Origin of the sequence: Arthrobacter sp. EM1 (assembly GCF_029964055.1) — a bacterium.
GTDB lineage: Bacteria > Actinomycetota > Actinomycetes > Actinomycetales > Micrococcaceae > Arthrobacter.
Genome location: NZ_CP124836.1, coordinates 35,018 through 51,500, shown reverse-complemented (window position 1 = coordinate 51,500; position 16,483 = coordinate 35,018). Strand labels below are relative to the sequence as shown.

Below are 16,483 nucleotides of genomic sequence, written 5' to 3'. Positions count from 1 at the left end.
TGGAAGGTCTGGATGGGATCCGTGCGGCACGGGATCAGTCTTTGAGGAACCACACGGCTCCCTGGGATGTCGGTTCCAGGCGCCATCCCGGTTCCACCAGATACGTCGTGTTTTCGGTGGTGACGATGGCCGGGCCGTGGATGACGTGTTGGTGGTGGAGGGCCTCGGCGTCGTACACCGGAGTGTCGACGGCCCCGTCGATCTTCACGAAGTGGACCTGCCTGGTGCCGACCGGGCTGGGCATGGTCCTGTCGTGTCCGGAGTCGATCGAATCGAACTTGACCACGTCCCCGTCCACATAGGACGACACCCGCACGGTCTGGGCCCGGATACCGGCCTCGGGAGCCTGGCTGCCGGCACCGTAGCGTTTGCCATAGATATCCGAGAACGTCCGGATCAGGTGAAGGACGTCGGCGACGCCGTTCACGCGGTTGATGTCGAAAACGACGGCCGTGGTCACCAGCTGGTTCCCGTAGCGCATGTCCATCTCGAGGCTGTAGCGGATGTCGGCGGGGTCGTACCCCTGGCGGATCAGGTCTTCCTTGCCCTTCGCTTCCAGCTCCTGGATGACATTGTTCAGCTCGTCGTAGCTTTGGTAGAGGCTGCGGTCAGTGGGGTTGTAAAGCACCACGTGGGAGCCGCGCTCGTGGATGTGGAGTGGCTTCATGTTGCCGGCGCCGCAGGCCGAGAATACCGAGGAAAACGGCGGCGCGAGGATCCTGCGAATGCCGGCGTGGTCGGCAATGCCACAGGCGTGCAGGGGGCCGTTGCCGCCGTAGGCCAGCATGGTGAAGTCTTCCGGAAGGTATCCCCGGACCCGCAGCTCTTTGGCCATTCCGATCGCCATCTGCTCGTCGACAGCATTCTTGATGATCTTGGCAACTTGGATGGTATCCATGTTTAGGTCATCAGCGAGGACCTCGTCGATTGCGTAGGCGGAACGCTTTTTGTTCAGCTTGATGTAGCCGTTGGCGTAGTTGTCCGGGTCCAGGTACCCCAGGACCAGGTCAGCGTCCGTGACTGTGGGGCGGAGGCCGCCGCGGTCGTAGCACGCGGGGCCCGGATCCGAACCTGCCGATTCCGGCCCGATCTGTACCGCGTGGTGGATGCGGTCATAGCTGGCAATCGAACCTCCTCCCGCACCCAGCGTCAGCAGGTGGATCATGGGAACCGATACCAGCCAGCGGCCTATGGTCGGCTGGAAGTCGTAGTGCTTGACGCCGCCCTCCGGGACCAGGCCAATGTCGAAGGACGTGCCGCCCATATCCGTCGAGATTACGTTTCCCAGACCAGTGCTGTTAGCCAGGTGCTGGGCAGCGCCCACTCCGGCGATGGGCCCGGAATGGATGGTCTGCAGGGCATCCGTCGAGTTGGACTGCGCCATGCCGCCCGAGTTGTGTATCACCAGCATGGGCTTGTCGTAACCGGACGTACGCAGGTTGTTGGACAGCTGCCCCAGCGCGTGGAACATGATCTCGTGCAGGAACGCGTCCACGATCGTCGACGTCGCACGGACGTACTCGCCTTTTCGTCCCGAAACCTGGCTTCCCAACAGGACCGGGATGGCTCCGAGCTCGTGGGCAGGGTACTCGTCCAGGATGATCTCCAGGATCTGCTGCTCATGGACCGGGTTCTCGGTCGAGTTGACCAGGGAGACCACGATCGCTTCCGCTCCGGCGTCCACGAGTTCGCGCACCTGGCTGCGGACATCGTCTTCCATCAGCGAAACGACCACCTTGCCGGCCGAGTTGATCCGCTCCTTCACCGACCGGATCAAGGCGCGGGGCACAAGCGGGTCCGGCCGGGTGGCATCGGGCATGTTCTGCTGCTTGGAAGGGTCCAGTCCTTCGCCGTAGCCACGGCCTCGGGAGAGCGGGATGGTGTCCTCGAAGCCGTGGGTGACCAGCGCCCCCACACGTGGGCCTTTACCTTCGATCAGGGCGTTGGTGCCGAGGGTGGTGGCATAGCGGACTGAGTCGACTTCCTTCAGGACGAGGTCCCGGTCCAGTCCGGCGCGTGAGCAGGCGAGGTCGAGTGCTTCATTAAAGCCTTGGGCCAGGTTGTGGTGCGTGGTGAGCGCCTTTGCTTCAACGTACTGGTCTTCCCAGGCAAAAAAGCAGTCGGTAAATGTGCCGCCGATGTCGACGGAGATTCGTTTCATGACCAGTGGTCTCCTTTATTCCAAGTACTAGCTGAACGAATGGGGGGAATGGTTGTGGGTGTTGTAGGAGCCGAGTGGCGGGCTGAAATCGGCGACCGCCTCTTCGCCGGGTCCGTAGTTGATGACGGTCTCAGGCTTGGTGCCCCGCTTGATCCAGGTTTCGCGGAGCGAGTCGATGTCCCACAGCATGTCCACCGTGGGCGGGTGTCCCGGCGGTACGTACTCCGTCTCCAGCTGTGTCCCGCAACCCGGGCAGTAGAACTCAAGAATCCGGCAGAATGTGGGGTCCGGAGCGAAGGTGAATTCGTACTTCTCCGGGTCCAGGATCGACTGGTGGATTTCCGTGGGGTCCCGGTCGTAGACCAGTGTCCCTTCCTTGTAGTTGCCTCTGGCCTCGCCGAGGTCCTGGTTGCAGACCTTGCAGTTCCACCGTTCAGTGTCGAGATCGATGATCAGATATTCCGTCATTGGAATTCGCATAGCGTGTCTCACCTGTTTTCTTGGCTGTAGTTTGGGGTCACTTCTGGAGGGTGTCTGTGAGCATTAGGTCTCCGGAGACCGTCACGTCGAAGACCCAGCCATGCGGCACCCGGGCCGTGAAGTAGGGGCCTTCGACGATTGCGGGGCCAGCCGCCGAAGCCCCGGCCGTTTGGCTGTCCAGGTCGAAGACCTGAACATCGTCGACCTTGTCCACGGCGGAGCGGACCTTTCGGGTGGAGGCGGCGACGGCGGGCGTCTTCGCCACTGATTCGGCCCGCCTGATCGATGCGTGCGGCAGTTCATACCGGGCCGTCAGGGTCAGCAAGGTGTTGTGGTTGCTGGTGCCGGGCTGCGGGTCGGAAGCCAGGTACGGCAGCTCGGAAACCAGCTGGCCGTCGGCGTCTTCGAGCACCACATTCCATTCGAGCCGGCATTCGTCAATTTCGTGGCCCTCCTGGAACATGTCCCGCGCCGCCCGGGCCAGCAGCGTCGCCTTGGTTGCGCCGAAGTTTTCCGCGTCCATTCCCGCGACGTTGGCCTCATAGGTCTGAGCAATGTCGGAAAAACCGATTCCGAAGGCTGAGAAGACGGCGGCCATCTTGGGCACCAGGACACGGCGGACGCCGGCGATCCGCGCGGCACCACACGCGCTCATCGGTCCGGCACCTCCGAACGCAGCAACTGTTGTGGCGTCCGCAGCCTCGACGTCGGCGGCAAAGGACTGCGACATACGTTCGAAGTAGGCGGCCTCCATCCGGATCAGGGCTTCATTCAGGGTGATCCCCAAAGGTTCCGCGATGACTTCGGTGATGACTGCGCGGGAGCGTTCCGCGTCCAGACTGAAGCCTCCATCGAGGTAGGTGTCCGGATCGAGCACGCCGAGCAGTAGGTTTACGTCCGTGATCGTGGCCTGCTTGCCCCCAAAACCAAAACAAGCGGGACCCGGTGCAGCTCCGACGCTCTCGGGGCCGACGGTAATGACGCCGTGGCGAAGGGCAATGACGGAACTGCCCCCCACGCCGCTGGAATGGACGTTGCTCATCTCGAATGACACCGGGACTCCCTGAATGGCGCCCCTGCGGTCCGTCGAGATGGTCGAGTTCTTGACCGAGCCGACGTCAGTGGTGGTACCGCCGACGTCGATCATCAGAACGTGCGCGAGTCCATAGGCCTCCGAGAGGGCCTTGGTCCCTTCCAGCCCGCCGCGCGGACCGGAAGAGTAGGTCTTCAACGCGACAGACTTGGCCACCCGCGACGAAGCTCCGTCATTGCGGTAAATGAGGAGCGGGTTCTTGACCTTATGGTCCCGCAGCCGGTGCTCGGTGCTGTAGAGAAACCGCTCCATGGTGGGGTGCAGGAAGGAGTTGATGATTCCGGACCACACCCGGCGGGCCTGGACGGTGTCGGGCGTGAATTCCCAGGAGAACAACATGGGTACCGAGCCCAGCAGGTGGCGGGGGAACTTTCGGAGCAGAACGCCTTTGACGGCCTTCTCCTTGTTGCGGTCGGCCATGGCGATGACCAGCCGGGCGGCGCCGTCGGTCGTCAGCCGGTTGACGTGCTTCACAATTTCCTGGGCGAGCTCCTCCACGTCCTGGTCGGCATGGATGACTGCCACCCGCGTCCCGACAAGGTCTTCAAACAGCTCAGCGGCCGCCCCGCCCTTGCGGAGCTCACCGGCCAGCGCGGGGCTGTCTGTGAGGATACCAATCCGGGGACCCTTGCGCTCCACGAGGGCATTTGTCCCCTGGGTGGTGGAGTACCGGATGTGACGGGTTGAGTGCAGAAGCCCGGGGAGATCCTCTTCGCCAAAGATTTCCTTGGAAGCTTTGGCCATGCCGTCGAAGAGACACTGGGAGAGGTCAAAGGGCGTGGTGAGAGTCTTCGTGAACGAGAAATTCTCACCGTCCCAGACGCAGATATCGGTCAGCGTCCCACCGTTGTCGATGTTAATGAGCCGTTCCATTGATACTCCTTTGTATGTTGAGGCGCGGTGACACCAGCGGCGAATTCCTCAACTTTCGATTGTGATCCAAGCCACATTGAGGACTGGTCTCAGTGTGGCTCAGCGGCCGGAGTGGCCCGCAACCACCTGACCGGGTGGACTCTTCAAGGACTGGACGACTACCCGGGTGGGTGGCGGAGGGGGCATAAAGCAACGCGGGGTCGCGTTGGAGTCAGGCCTAGTTGTAAAAGCCGCGGCAAGCACAAGGGCTGAACCGCAGATCAGGGAAGTGATCCCCCTTCGCCCCGCGGGCCGGGAGGACTAAACTCGGTCCAAGCCTGCCCACCCCCACGCAAGGAGCCTTCGTGCGCGCCACCATCATCCATGGCCCCGGTGACATCCGGGTCGAAGACCGCGACTACCCCACCATCCAGCTGCCCACCGACGCCGTTGTGAAAGTCACCGCGTCCTGCGTCTGCGGCTCCGATCTGTGGCCCTACCGGGGGGTAAAGCCCACCCACAGGCCGTCCGCCATCGGACACGAATTTATCGGCACGGTGGAGAGCGTCGGCGAGGCAATTACCAGCCTTGCCATCGGGGACCTGGTGATTGCACCGTTTGTGGTCAGCTGCGGGGCCTGCCCGCAGTGCCTCAACGGTGTAACAGTGGCCTGTGAGCATCTGGCCGGCTGGGGCGGCACCGACGATAGCGGCTTGAGCGTCGACGGCGGCCAGGGCCAGGCGGTCCGCGTCCCGCTGGCCGGTTCTACCCTGGTCAAGGTTCCCGGAATCAGCGAACCCGACGACGCCCTCCGGAAGAGCCTGCTCACGCTCTCCGATGTGATGGCCACCGGCCACCACGCTGCCCTCGCCGCGAAGGTCGGGCCGGGCCGGACCGTCGTGGTGGTAGGCGACGGCGCTGTCGGGCTCTGCGGGGTGCTGGCCGCCAAGCGGCTTGGGGCCGAACGGATCATCGCGATGTCCCGCCACGCCGACCGGCAAGCGATCGCCCGGGAGTTCGGCGCCACCGACATTGTGGAAGAACGCGGAGACGACGGCGTCGCCAGGGTCCGCGAACTCCTCGGCGGGGTACTGGCCGATTCCGTCCTTGAGTGCGTCGGAACCAAGGAATCCATGGACCAGGCGCTGCGCAGCACCCGCCCGGGCGGCGCGCTGGGCTTTGTCGGTGTCCCCACCGGCGGCAGCGAGATCCCGCTGCGCTACCTGTTCGACACGAATATTTCCATCGGCGGTGGAATGGCCCCGGCCCGGACCTACATCCCGGAGCTGCTGGCGGACGTCCTCGACGGCACGATCAATCCGGGCCGGGTCTTCGACGTGGTGATGCCGCTGGAGGAAGCCCCGGAAGCCTACCGGGCCATGGATGAACGGCGTGCCATCAAGGTCCTGCTGACTCCCTGAGGCCGCACAGCCGTAGCACAGTTGTGCCAGATAGAATGGGGTCATGACAACGCCGGCGTGCCAGCCCGTCCACCGACCCCAACAGTCCGGTGGCACCTTTGCCTTGGCCCGCCGGGCCCGGAACGTGCTGCGGCGGGTTCCGGTGTGGACGTGGCGGGTGCTGATGCACTCGGTGCGGGCCAGCGAGAATTCCCGCTTCAACACCGACCCGATTACCGGCGTCGAATATTTCCACGACATCGATTTTGTCGGCGACGGCATCCGGGCGCACCGCCTGGACGTCATCACCCCCCACCCCGAAGTCACCGCACCGGCCGGGTCCGCTGCGGCGGGATCGCTGCCCGTCTACGTGTATTTCCACGGCGGCGGCTGGACCTCCGGAGATAAGGCCTCACTGACCAAGTACTGCGCGAGCCAGGCCGAGGGCGGCATGGTGGTGGTCAATGTCAACTACCGGATGGCGCCGCGGTTCCATATGGGCCACGTCCTGGCGGACGCCAACGCCGCGCTCGCCTGGGTGCGGCGCAACATCGACGGTTACGGCGGCGATGGATCCCGGATCGTGCTTGGCGGCGACTCAGCCGGCGGCCAGATTGCTGCCCTCCTGACTGCAGCCAGCTTCCGGCCGGAGCTCGCGCGGCATCACGGGCTGACGCCAGCCGTGCCCGCGGCAGATTTCAAGGGCCTGGTCCAGCACTGCAGCGTGGTGGACTTCTCCGTCTTTTTCGACAAGGGCTTCGTGCTGAGCCTGGACTTCATCAGGATGCTGATGCCGGGCCTCCGCTTCGGCAGCAGGTTCCGCGGCTCCAGTTCCGGCCGGCTCGAGGCGCTGCGCAACGGCGCAATCTTTCTCTCACCCATCGAATGGCTGGATTCCCGTTTCCCGCCGGTCTTTGTGACCACATCTGAACGGGATTTCTTCTACGCCGCCAACATGAACTTCATCGCCCGCCTGCACGAACATTCCGTTCCCGTGGACAGCCTTGTCTATGCCTGGGACAGCGCCAATACCGAACACACCTGGCAGCAGAACTACCGCTACCCGGAATCGCAGGAGGTGTACCGCCGGCTCCGCGCCTTCGTGGGCAAGGTGGCCTGAGCGCGGTCAGCCCAGCCGGGTAGCCCCGGCCGGATCCCTACGGGGCTATGTTTAGTCCATGGCGTCCGCTGACAGCACTGCGCACAACGGTCCGGAACCCGAGGGGTTCGGATCGGCGCTGGTTGACGAAGCCGCCCGCCGGGATGCCGCCCTGGGCGACGTGGACTGGGCCGCCGTGCCCGAGGGCGCTGTCCGGGGGACCTTCGACGCCCCCAGCGGCCCCCTCGCCACACTCTCCATGGGTACACCGGGTAACCCTCGAGTGCTGATGATTCCCGGGGCCACGGGCTCCAAGGAAGACTTTGTCCTGATGCTTCCGGAGCTCGCCGCTGCTGGCTATTTCGCCGTGAGCTATGACATCGCCGGCCAGTACGACTCCGCGGCGGCCGGCCCTGAACACCTCATGCCCGAACGCACGCACTACGATTACGACTTGTTCACTCGTGACCTGGTCGCGATGCTGGACGGAGAAGAAGGGGCCGCCCACGTCGTCGGGTATTCCTTCGCCGCGATAGTTGCCCAGTTGGCCTGCATCCGGCGTCCGGAGAAGTTCCGGAGCCTCACGCTGCTGAGCTGCCCGCCCGAACCGGGCCAGGGCTTTCGTGGGGTTAAGCGCATCGGCCGCTTCAGCGGCCGGGCCAACCCGCGAATCGGTGCCGCGCTGATGGTCTGGGGCATCCGCGCGAATGTGATCCACGTCCCGCCCCAGCGTCTACGGTTTGTGAAGCACCGGTTCCGCTTCACCCGCCGGAGCTCCGTGAATGACATCTTCGCCCTGATGCAGCGTGCGCCGGACCTTCGGGCGGCGCTGGCCGCGGCGACGCTGCCAAAACTTGTCGCCGTCGGCGAGCATGACCTCTGGCCGCTGGCGTTGCACCGCCGCTTCGCCCAGTCGATCGGTGCCCGCATTGTGGTTTACCGGGGCGGCCACAGCCCAAACGAAACCTCGCCGTACCAACTGAGCCGCGATCTGATCGCGCTTTACGAGTCCGCCTAGCGCCGGTGGTCCCGTTCCCACTGCCGACGGCGGCGACGCCGCCGGAACGGTGGCTCGTCCGCGAACTCGACGCCGAAGGTGGTCCAGGTCATCGACAGCTTGCGCCCGACGGAGCGCCAGCTGGCCAGCGGCCGCGCCGAGACCTGCACCCGCAGCGACGGGGCGGCGATCACCGTCACTTCGGGCGGGATCCGGTAGGAAATGTCCAGATCGTCGTGGACGAGCGGGAAGCCCCGGTGGACGGAGCCGCGGACGCGGTCCCAGACATCGGACCACATCGCGAAGTTCGAGCCGAACAACGGCGGATGCCCCAGCAGCCAGCCGACGGCCCAGAAATATCCCGCAATATAGATGCGACGGCCCACCCATCGGGCGAAGCGGCCTTCGCCATAAAAATCTGCGGGGCCGGAAACGGCGGATAGCGGGCCCGCCTCCTGCAGTATCGCCGCTACTCGCTCGAGCCAGTCAGCTGCCGGGATCGAGTCCGTGTCCAGCCGCGCGATCAGCTCGGAGCGGGCTTCATCGAAGCCGCACGCCGTGGAGGCGGCGATTCCCGGCAGTTCGACGGCGATCCGCCGGGCGCCCGCGGCGGCGCAAACCCGTGCGGTGTCGTCAGTGCTGGCATTGTCCACCACTACGATTTCGTCGGCCCGACGGGTCTGGCGGGCGAGTGCGGCCAGGCACACGGCGAGCATGTCAGCATCGTTCCGGGTAGGGATAACCACCGAGATTGTTGTCATAGTGCCCCGACTATAGACCCGCGGCGTGGGGAAATGCCCCCGTTAGCCTCTTGCACCATGGCCCTCGGCCCCGTAGGTTGGGCAACAGCGGACGAATGTCTCCGCAGCCGTTGGCCTCCGGGCCGCCGGAGATCAGCAGCATTTCAGAAGGATATGGCATGGCTACAGGCACAGTTAAATGGTTCAACGCCGAAAAGGGTTTTGGCTTCATCGCCCCGGATGACGGGTCGGCCGACGTTTTCGCCCACTACTCGGCAATCGCCAGCAGCGGCTACCGCTCCCTGGACGAGAACCAGAAGGTCGAGTTCGACGTCACCCAGGGTCCGAAGGGCCCGCAGGCTGAGAACATCCGCCCGCTCTAAATACCCCGGATAGCAGCATCGGCCAGCCGGCCGCCATGCTTTCCCCAAGACCACAAACGCCCCCCTCGAGGATTTCTCGGGAGGGGCGTTTGTCGTCCGGGACGCCTCCGGTACGCGGCCCGGTGCGGAGCGTGTGGTTCCTCCGATGTCCGTGACAGTTCTTCCCTGCGGGGCCATGGCGTGGATACTAGGAAAATGACCACTCGCAGTCCTCTGAACCGGGATGCAGCAATCCCGCCGCCACTGCCGGAACTGATCCGGGCAGTCCTGAACGGGATTCCCGCAATGATTGGCTACTGGGACAAGGATCTGCGCAACTGCCTCGCCAACGACGCCTACGGTGAGTGGTTCAAGGTCGATCCCCGGCAGATGCACGGACTCCATATCAAGGACCTGCTCGGCGAGAAGCTCTTCGCCGTAAACCGGCAGTACATCGAGAAAGTGCTCACCGGTGAACCGCAGCTCTTTGACCGGACCCTGGTGGACGCCGCTGGCGCAACCCGATACGCCCAGGCATCCTACGTTCCGGACGTCAGGGATGGCGCTGTCCAGGGCTTTTTTGTGCTGGTCACCGACATCACCGAGCGGGTCCTGGCCGAGCGCCGCCAGCAGCGCGACATGGACCGGTACCGGACACTGGCCCGCAGCATTCCCGGGGTCTTTGTACTTCTGTTCGATGCGGACTTGCGCTACCTGGTGGCGGAGGGGCAGGAGCTGGAAGCATTCGGCTACAACCCTGAAGCCATGGAAGGCCGGCTGCTCCACGACGCCCTTAACGCAGGCTTGGCCCACGAACTGGAGCCGCGGTACCGGGCCGCCCTCGCCGGTAAGGAAGTCACCTGGAAACGGACCATCGGCGAGCGCCATTACCTTCTGACCGCCCGCCCGGTCTTCTCCGACGACGACGCCGCCGGCATGGTGGTCGCCGTGGACGTGACCGTCCGCCGGCAGCAGGAAAAGACCTGGGCAGCCCTGCATGAAATCGCCACCGCGGTGGCCCGCAGCGAGGCCCCGGCGGAGATCGCAGGCCAGGTCGCCACCATTGTCAGGACACTTTTCGACGTCGATTCGGCCGCCGTGGCGCGCCTGACCGGCCCCACGTCCGCCGAAATCGTAGCGATGGCACCCGTACTTCCACCCACGCTGAGCCGAACACACATCTTCACGGCCACCGATTCTTCCGCCACTGTCCGGGTCGCTGTCACCGGCAAGCCTGCCTTGGTCACTTACGGCCCCGACGGCGGCTTCACCTCTGAGCAGATGCTTGCCGGCGGATTCCGGTCCAGCGCCGCAGCACCCATTCGGGTCAATGGTTCGCTGTGGGGCGTGCTCGCCCTGACGTCGAAGTCCGCCACGGCCCTGACGGAGTCGGTGCTGGCCCGGCTCGCGCAATTTGCCGAGCTTGTGGAGATTGCCATCGCCAACGCCGAGGCCCGGGCGAGCCTGGAACGGCAAGCAAGCACCGACATGCTCAGCGGGCTGCCAAACCGCCGGGCCCTGGAAGAAACCCTCGACAGGGAGGTGGAGCTCGCGCAGACCAGCGGGAGCGCGCTCAGCGCCGTTGTCCTGGACATCGATCTCTTCAAGCGAGTCAATGACACCTTTGGCCACCTCACCGGCGACACAGTTCTTTCCGAAGTCGCCGAACGACTGCGCCGGGTAGCCCGCCAGGGCGAGACCGTCGCCAGGTTCGGCGGCGAGGAGTTCGTCTGGCTGTTGCCCGGCCGCGACGCAGCCGAGGCGCTGGAGGCCGCCGAACGAGCCCGCGAAGCCATCGCGTCCCAGCCCTTTGACGGCGTCGGGTCCATCACGATCTCCGCTGGAGTCTGCGAACTGCTGGAAGCCGGCACACATAGCCTGCTCTCCTGCGCGGACCGTGCGCTGTACGCCGCCAAGCATGGCGGCCGGAACCGCTGCCAGCGGTACCACGTCCCTTCAGCGGACGACGCCGGGATGGCCGACCTTGAGGCCGCGGCTGCGCAGGACAGACGAAGCGCCTAAAGCGGCGGCGAACCCGGCGCCACAGCCCTACGCTGACCGGGGCCCCGCTTAAGACAGGAAGCCGCGCAGGATGGCGTCCGGCAGCTTGATTCCGGGGCGGCCGCTGGAACGAAAAATCGCTCAAGCTAAAACGCTAGATCTGCCCACGTCCACGGACTAAACGAAAGCTGACTTCCCGGTCACGGCCCGGGCGACGATCAGCGAGTTGATCTCGTAGCTGCCCTCGTACGTGTACAGGATTTCGGCGTCGCCAAAGAGCTTGCCCATCTCGTAGTCGCTGCTGATCCCGTTGCCGCCCATCAGCGAGCGCCCCATCGCCACCGACGCCCGGGCCAGCCGGGTGGTGGTGGACTTGGCCATCGCGGCCTGCACCATCTCAAGCTTTCCGTCTTCCTGGATCCGGGCCAGTTGCGCCATCAGCGACAGCGAGGCCGAGGCGTTGCCCAGGATCTCGGCCAACTGCTGCTGGATCAACTGGAAACGGGCCAGTTCCTTGCCGAACTGTTTGCGTTCCAGCGAATAGGAACGCGCGACGTCGAACGCGGCCAGTTGGATGCCGGCGGCCTGCCAGCCCACCCAGGCGCGCGAATCGCGCAGCAGCTCGTTGGCCTTGGAGAAGTCGGTAGCCCCGGGGAGGAGGTTGGATTCCGGGATGCGGACCGCGTCGAGCACGATGTCCGCGTTCTGCATGATCCGCAGCCCGATCTTGTTCGCGATTTTTGTGGCAGTGTATCCGGGGCGGTCCGTCTCCACGATAAAGCCCTTGATCTGCTGGTCAGCGACATCCCGGGCCCAGACCAGCGCGAAGTCCGCGATGGTGCCGGCGCCGATCCAGCGCTTGGCGCCGCTAATGACCCACTCGCCGTCTTCCAGCCGGGCCGTGGTGGCCAGCCCGCCGGCAATATCCGAGCCGTGCTCCGGCTCCGTCAGGGCGAAGGCGCCGATCTGCGTGAAGGCGGTAAGCCCGGGCAGCCAGCGTGCCTTCTGCGCCTCGGAGCCGAGCTGGTCGATCATGCCGACAATCAGCTCGTTGTGGATCCCGACGAGCGCCGAGAGCGACACATCGGCGCGGGCCACCTCCACATACATCAGGCCCTTGAACAGCTTGGAGGTGCCGTCCGTCTGGAGGCCGCCGAGGCCGTATTTTCCGAGCTCGGCGAGCAGACCGAAGGGGAACTCCTCACGGTTCCAGTAGTCGATCGAGGCCGCCCGGATCCGGGACTGGAGGAAATCGCGGATTTCCTGGTAGCGGTTCTGTTCCGCCGGGGGAAGCAAATCCACGATGTACATCAGATCGGCGTCCGGGAAGGGCGGCGGCGCTGCACCGTCCACGGCTGCCCTACCCTCAGTGGCCTGCTGTCCGCTGACACGTCCTTGTGGCTGCACGGGCATGTATCCCTTCGTTGTGATCCATTCGTGAACCGAGCCGGCTCTTCCAAACCCTTGGATGTCCTAGTATATTGCACAGTGACGGCGATCACTAGGGAACGGGTGATCGCCGGGCAACGGCGCCGGGCTGAAACGGCTGCGCCACCAGACGTCGAAAGGTGCACCATGACAGTCACTGAGGAATTCCGCGCGGCACGCGACCGCATGCTCGATCTCCGCAATAACTATGAAGCGGCGCGCAGCGAATTCCAGTGGCCGCGCTTTGAGTATTTCAACTTTGCCCTGGATTGGTTCGACCAGATCGCGGCGGACCCGGCCAAGGCGGGCAAGCCCGCCCTCGTGATCGTCGAACAGGACGGCACGGCCACTCGGCGCAGCTACGCGGACCTGTCCCGTCGCTCGGCCCAGGTGGCCAACTGGCTGCGCAGCCAGGGTGTGCGGCGCGGTGACCGGATGATCATTATGCTCGGCAACCAGGTTGAACTCTGGGAACTGATGCTCGCCGGGATCAAGCTGGGCATCGTTATGATCCCCACAACCACCTTGATGGGACCGGCGGACCTCAATGACCGGGTGGAGCGCGGCGGCGCTAACTGGGCCGCCGTCGGAAGCGCCAATATCAAGAAGTTCGACGAGGTTCCGGGCGGCTACAGACTAATCGAAATCGGCGACGGCGACGGCGACGAAACGGACACGGCCGCCCTGCAGTACACCGAAGCCGCCGGTGCAGCGGAAGAATTCACTGCGGACGTGCCGACCCTGGCCGACGAAACTATGCTGCTCTACTTCACCTCAGGCACCACGTCCAAGGCCAAACTCGTGGAGCACACGCACACGTCCTACCCGGTGGGCCACTTATCCACCATGTTCTGGATTGGAATGGAACCCGGCGATGTGCACCTAAACGTGGCCTCCCCCGGATGGGCCAAGCACGCTTGGTCCAACGTATTCACGCCCTGGATCGCCGAAGCCTGCGTGTTCATCTACAACTACGAACGCTTCGATGCCAAGGCGCTGATGGAGCAGATGGACCGCGAATCGGTGACAAGCTTTTGCGCCCCGCCGACGGTCTGGCGGATGCTCATCCAGGCTGACCTGACCCTGCTCAAGAACCCGCCCAGCAAGGTGGTCTCCGCCGGTGAACCCCTCAACGCGGAGGTCATTGACCAGGTCCACCGTGCCTGGGGACAGACCATCCGCGACGGCTTCGGCCAGACCGAATCCACCGTGCAGATCGCGAACACGCCCGGCCAGCCAATCAAGATCGGAGCCATGGGCAAACCGCTTCCCGGCTACGACGTCGTCCTCGTGGACCCCGCGACGGGGGCCGAGGGCGACGACGGTGAGCTCTGCCTCCGTCTGGAGCCCCGCCCTGTAGGGCTGATGAAGGCATACTACGGCGACCCTGAAAAGACCGCGGAGGCCTTCCGTGGCGGCTACTACCACACCGGCGACATGGCAAGCCGGGACGAGCGCGGCATCATCACCTACGTGGGCCGAGGCGACGACGTTTTCAAATCCTCGGACTACCGGCTGTCTCCCTTCGAGCTCGAAAGTGTGCTGATCGAGCACCCGGCAGTGGCGGAAGCCGCCGTCGTACCCTCCCCCGACCCGCTCAAGCTCTCGGTGCCCAAAGCGTTTGTGGTCCTGGCCGCCGGGCACGAGCCGGGCCCCGAACTGGCCGAGGACATCCTGCGTTACTGCCGCGACCACCTCGCCCCGTTCAAACGAATCCGCCGGCTGGAATTCGCCGAACTGCCCAAAACCATCTCGGGCAAGATCCGGCGGGTCGAGCTGCGGCGCAGCGAGGAACTTCGCCATGGCGGCGGAACGGTTCCGGCCGGACTGGGCACTGAGTACTCGGAAGCCGACTTCCCCGGGTTGAAGAGCACTTCCAAGAAGCTAGGCTGAGCCCGATGGGATTCAGCACCGAAAGCAGGGAGCATCGTGGCAACGCCGCTGCCGCGTGACCCGATCGCCGACGCCCGGCTGAACTGGGAGCGGCACGGCTGGTCCGACGTCGCCGCACCGATGGCTGCCATCACCGCCATCATGCGGACCCAGCAGATCCTGCTGGCCCGGATCGAAGGGGTCCTTAAGCCGTTCGGGCTGACGTTCGCCCGGTACGAACTGCTCGCCTTGCTGAGCTTCGCCCGCGGCGGTGCGTTGCCGATGAATAAGGCGAGCGCGCTGCTGCAGGTCCATCCCACCTCGGTGACGAACGCCGTCGACCGGTTACAGGGCGCCGGGCTGGTTTTCCGCTCCCCGCACCCCACGGACGGGCGCACCACCCTGATCGAGCTCACCACGGAGGGGCGGACGTTGGCCCAGCGGGCCACGGCGGAGCTCAACTCCGAGGTGTTCGCCCAGCCAGGCTTTCCGGCGCAGGACGTCGACCAACTGATCCGGATCCTGGGCACCTTCCGCCGCGACGCCGGCGACTTCAGCGGCTGACCCCGGCGGACGCTGGAGCAGACGAAGCACACGGCCGGTGGCCAAATAGGATTCGTGAAGTACCCATCCTGGACTTGAGGAGAGACCGATGATTCCGGAAATTAACATCTGGGCGGTGCTGCTGGCCACCCTGTCAAGCATGGTGGTCGGCTCCGTCTGGTACACGCCAAAGGTGTTCGGCAACTACTGGATGCGGGTCGCCAAAGTCAATCCAAGCGGGGAGGCCAAGGATGCCGTCAAGCCGATCCTGGTCACCTTGGTGGTCAGCTTCGTCAGCGCCTGGGTGCTGGCCGGGTCCGCCGCGATCTCGCAGCACTTTTACGGCGGCAATTTCCTGCTCAACACCCTGGTCACCAGCCTGATACTTTGGGCCGGCTTCACGGCCGCGCGGTTCATCACCCACGATGCCTTCGAGCGCCGTCCGGCCGGACTCACCGTGCTGAACTGCGTCCACGAACTCGTGACCCTGATGGTGATGGCCCTGATCATCGGCCTGTTCGGGATCAGCGCTACCTGAGCCGCGGATCGGGCCCGGTGACACGCAAAAGCCCTGCCGCCACCGGAATTCGGCAGCGGCAGGGCTTTTGCGTGTGACAGGAACTGTGCCAGTGCGCAGGAACTGGGGCGCGGCGCCCTGCTTAGCGGTGCGTGAAGACGGGCTGGCGCTTCTCGGTGAAGGCCGCCATGCCTTCCTTCTGGTCCTCGGTGGCGAACAGCGAGTGGAACACGCGGCGTTCAAAGAGCACGCCCTGGGCCAGCCCGGTTTCGAAGGCGGCGTTTACTGCTTCCTTGGCCACCATCGCCACCGGCTTGGACTTGGAGGCAATCACTTCGGCGGCCTTGAGGGCCTCCTCCACAACGTCCGCGGCCGGCACCACGCGGGATACCAGCCCGGCGCGTTCGGCTTCATCGGCGTCCATAAACCGGCCGGTCAGGATCATGTCCATCGCCTTGGACTTGCCCACCGCGCGGGTCAGGCGCTGTGAGCCGCCCATGCCGGGCAGCACACCAAGGTTGATTTCCGGCTGGCCGAACCTGGCGTTGTCCCCGGCGATGATGAAATCGCACATCATGGCCAGCTCGCAGCCGCCGCCGAGGGCGAATCCGGACACGGCCGCCACCACCGGGATGCGCAGCCTGGTGAACTCTTCCCAGCCCCGGAACCAGTCGGCCGCGTACATGTCCATGTAGCCTTTGGACTGCATTTCCTTGATGTCAGCCCCGGCCGCGAAGGCCTTGGCTGAGCCGGTTAGTACCACCGCACCCACGTCCGGGTCGGTATCCATCGCGGACACGGCGGCCACGAGTTCGTCCATGGTGGCCTTGTTGAGGGCGTTCAGGGCCTGGGGCCGGTTGAGCGTCACGAGCCCCACCCGGCCGCGCCGCTCCACCAAAATGTTTGTGTACTGCTCCGTCATGTCAGTCCCCTCAGTT

The 16,483-nt window shown here is 64.9% G+C and carries 14 protein-coding genes; 8 read left to right on the top strand and 6 right to left on the bottom strand.

The features are described 5' to 3' along the window. Positions 1–34: 34 nt before the first annotated feature. The 3 genes from QI450_RS00275 to QI450_RS00265 are packed head-to-tail and all read right to left on the bottom strand — an operon-like array spanning position 35 to position 4,607. The gene (locus tag QI450_RS00275; RefSeq protein WP_226773393.1) at positions 35–2,161 is read right to left on the bottom strand and encodes a hydantoinase/oxoprolinase family protein; all 2,127 of its coding nucleotides are present in this window, start codon (positions 2,159–2,161) and stop codon (positions 35–37) included. 27 nt (positions 2,162–2,188) lie between these two features. Continuing rightward, positions 2,189–2,629, bottom strand: coding sequence for an acetone carboxylase subunit gamma (locus QI450_RS00270; RefSeq protein ID WP_256446489.1), 441 nt, complete (start codon positions 2,627–2,629; stop codon positions 2,189–2,191). 49 nt (positions 2,630–2,678) lie between these two features. Continuing rightward, positions 2,679–4,607, bottom strand: coding sequence for a hydantoinase/oxoprolinase family protein (locus tag QI450_RS00265; RefSeq protein WP_226773395.1), 1,929 nt, complete (start codon positions 4,605–4,607; stop codon positions 2,679–2,681). Between the two features lie 344 nt (positions 4,608–4,951). On the opposite strand from QI450_RS00265, the gene QI450_RS00260 reads away from it, so the two are divergent. The 3 genes from QI450_RS00260 to QI450_RS00250 are packed head-to-tail and all read left to right on the top strand — an operon-like array spanning position 4,952 to position 8,103. Then, positions 4,952–6,007: a zinc-dependent alcohol dehydrogenase family protein gene (locus QI450_RS00260; RefSeq protein WP_226773396.1), complete on the top strand. Its 1,056-nt coding sequence runs from the start codon at positions 4,952–4,954 to the stop codon at positions 6,005–6,007. Between the two features lie 43 nt (positions 6,008–6,050). Next, on the top strand, positions 6,051–7,106 hold the full coding sequence (locus QI450_RS00255; protein ID WP_226773397.1) for an alpha/beta hydrolase: 1,056 nt from the start codon (positions 6,051–6,053) through the stop codon (positions 7,104–7,106). A gap of 58 nt (positions 7,107–7,164) precedes the next feature. Further along, positions 7,165–8,103 carry an alpha/beta fold hydrolase gene (locus QI450_RS00250; protein ID WP_226773398.1) on the top strand — a complete coding sequence of 313 codons (939 nt, stop codon included), beginning with the start codon at positions 7,165–7,167 and terminating at the stop codon, positions 8,101–8,103. On the opposite strand, the gene QI450_RS00245 is transcribed toward QI450_RS00250, so the two are convergent. Then, the gene (locus QI450_RS00245; protein WP_226773399.1) at positions 8,100–8,843 is read right to left on the bottom strand and encodes a glycosyltransferase family A protein; all 744 of its coding nucleotides are present in this window, start codon (positions 8,841–8,843) and stop codon (positions 8,100–8,102) included. The two genes, QI450_RS00250 and QI450_RS00245, sit on opposite strands and share 4 nt — an antisense overlap. 158 nt (positions 8,844–9,001) lie before the next feature. Here QI450_RS00245 and QI450_RS00240 point away from each other — a divergent pair, with 158 nt between their 5' ends. Beyond that, complete coding sequence (locus QI450_RS00240; RefSeq protein WP_013599688.1) at positions 9,002–9,205, top strand: cold-shock protein; 204 nt, start codon at positions 9,002–9,004, stop codon at positions 9,203–9,205. Positions 9,206–9,400: 195 nt separating this feature from the next. Beyond that, positions 9,401–11,206 carry a diguanylate cyclase gene (locus QI450_RS00235; protein ID WP_226773400.1) on the top strand — a complete coding sequence of 602 codons (1,806 nt, stop codon included), beginning with the start codon at positions 9,401–9,403 and terminating at the stop codon, positions 11,204–11,206. Positions 11,207–11,362: 156 nt separating this feature from the next. On the opposite strand, the gene QI450_RS00230 is transcribed toward QI450_RS00235, so the two are convergent. Further along, on the bottom strand, positions 11,363–12,496 hold the full coding sequence (locus QI450_RS00230; RefSeq protein WP_226773451.1) for an acyl-CoA dehydrogenase family protein: 1,134 nt from the start codon (positions 12,494–12,496) through the stop codon (positions 11,363–11,365). A 264-nt stretch (positions 12,497–12,760) separates the two neighbouring features. On the opposite strand from QI450_RS00230, the gene QI450_RS00225 reads away from it, so the two are divergent. The 3 genes from QI450_RS00225 to QI450_RS00215 all read left to right on the top strand — a co-directional run bounded on the left by QI450_RS00225 (position 12,761) and on the right by QI450_RS00215 (position 15,566). After that, the gene (locus QI450_RS00225) at positions 12,761–14,506 is read left to right on the top strand and encodes an AMP-binding protein (protein WP_226773401.1); all 1,746 of its coding nucleotides are present in this window, start codon (positions 12,761–12,763) and stop codon (positions 14,504–14,506) included. 36 nt (positions 14,507–14,542) lie between these two features. Then, on the top strand, positions 14,543–15,049 hold the full coding sequence (locus QI450_RS00220) for a MarR family transcriptional regulator (RefSeq protein ID WP_226773402.1): 507 nt from the start codon (positions 14,543–14,545) through the stop codon (positions 15,047–15,049). A gap of 88 nt (positions 15,050–15,137) precedes the next feature. Then, the gene (locus QI450_RS00215) at positions 15,138–15,566 is read left to right on the top strand and encodes a DUF1761 domain-containing protein (RefSeq protein WP_226773403.1); all 429 of its coding nucleotides are present in this window, start codon (positions 15,138–15,140) and stop codon (positions 15,564–15,566) included. Positions 15,567–15,687: 121 nt separating this feature from the next. On the opposite strand, the gene QI450_RS00210 is transcribed toward QI450_RS00215, so the two are convergent. Next, positions 15,688–16,467, bottom strand: a complete 780-nt coding sequence (locus QI450_RS00210) for an enoyl-CoA hydratase (RefSeq protein ID WP_226773404.1) — start codon at positions 16,465–16,467, stop codon at positions 15,688–15,690. Positions 16,468–16,483 lie beyond the last annotated feature (16 nt).

Excerpts from the sequence above, each read along its gene's own strand:
- QI450_RS00275 (WP_226773393.1), bottom strand. The coding sequence starts at position 2,161 with ATGAAACGAATCTCCGTCGACATCGGCGGCACATTTACCGACTGCTTT.
- QI450_RS00270 (WP_256446489.1), bottom strand. The coding sequence starts at position 2,629 with ATGACGGAATATCTGATCATCGATCTCGACACTGAACGGTGGAACTGC.
- QI450_RS00265 (WP_226773395.1), bottom strand. The coding sequence starts at position 4,607 with ATGGAACGGCTCATTAACATCGACAACGGTGGGACGCTGACCGATATC.
- QI450_RS00255 (WP_226773397.1), top strand. The coding sequence starts at position 6,051 with ATGACAACGCCGGCGTGCCAGCCCGTCCACCGACCCCAACAGTCCGGT.
- QI450_RS00250 (WP_226773398.1), top strand. The coding sequence starts at position 7,165 with ATGGCGTCCGCTGACAGCACTGCGCACAACGGTCCGGAACCCGAGGGG.
- QI450_RS00245 (WP_226773399.1), bottom strand. The coding sequence starts at position 8,843 with ATGACAACAATCTCGGTGGTTATCCCTACCCGGAACGATGCTGACATG.
- QI450_RS00240 (WP_013599688.1), top strand. The coding sequence starts at position 9,002 with ATGGCTACAGGCACAGTTAAATGGTTCAACGCCGAAAAGGGTTTTGGC.
- QI450_RS00235 (WP_226773400.1), top strand. The coding sequence starts at position 9,401 with ATGACCACTCGCAGTCCTCTGAACCGGGATGCAGCAATCCCGCCGCCA.
- QI450_RS00230 (WP_226773451.1), bottom strand. The coding sequence starts at position 12,496 with ATGTACATCGTGGATTTGCTTCCCCCGGCGGAACAGAACCGCTACCAG.
- QI450_RS00225 (WP_226773401.1), top strand. The coding sequence starts at position 12,761 with ATGACAGTCACTGAGGAATTCCGCGCGGCACGCGACCGCATGCTCGAT.
- QI450_RS00215 (WP_226773403.1), top strand. The coding sequence starts at position 15,138 with ATGATTCCGGAAATTAACATCTGGGCGGTGCTGCTGGCCACCCTGTCA.
- QI450_RS00210 (WP_226773404.1), bottom strand. The coding sequence starts at position 16,467 with ATGACGGAGCAGTACACAAACATTTTGGTGGAGCGGCGCGGCCGGGTG.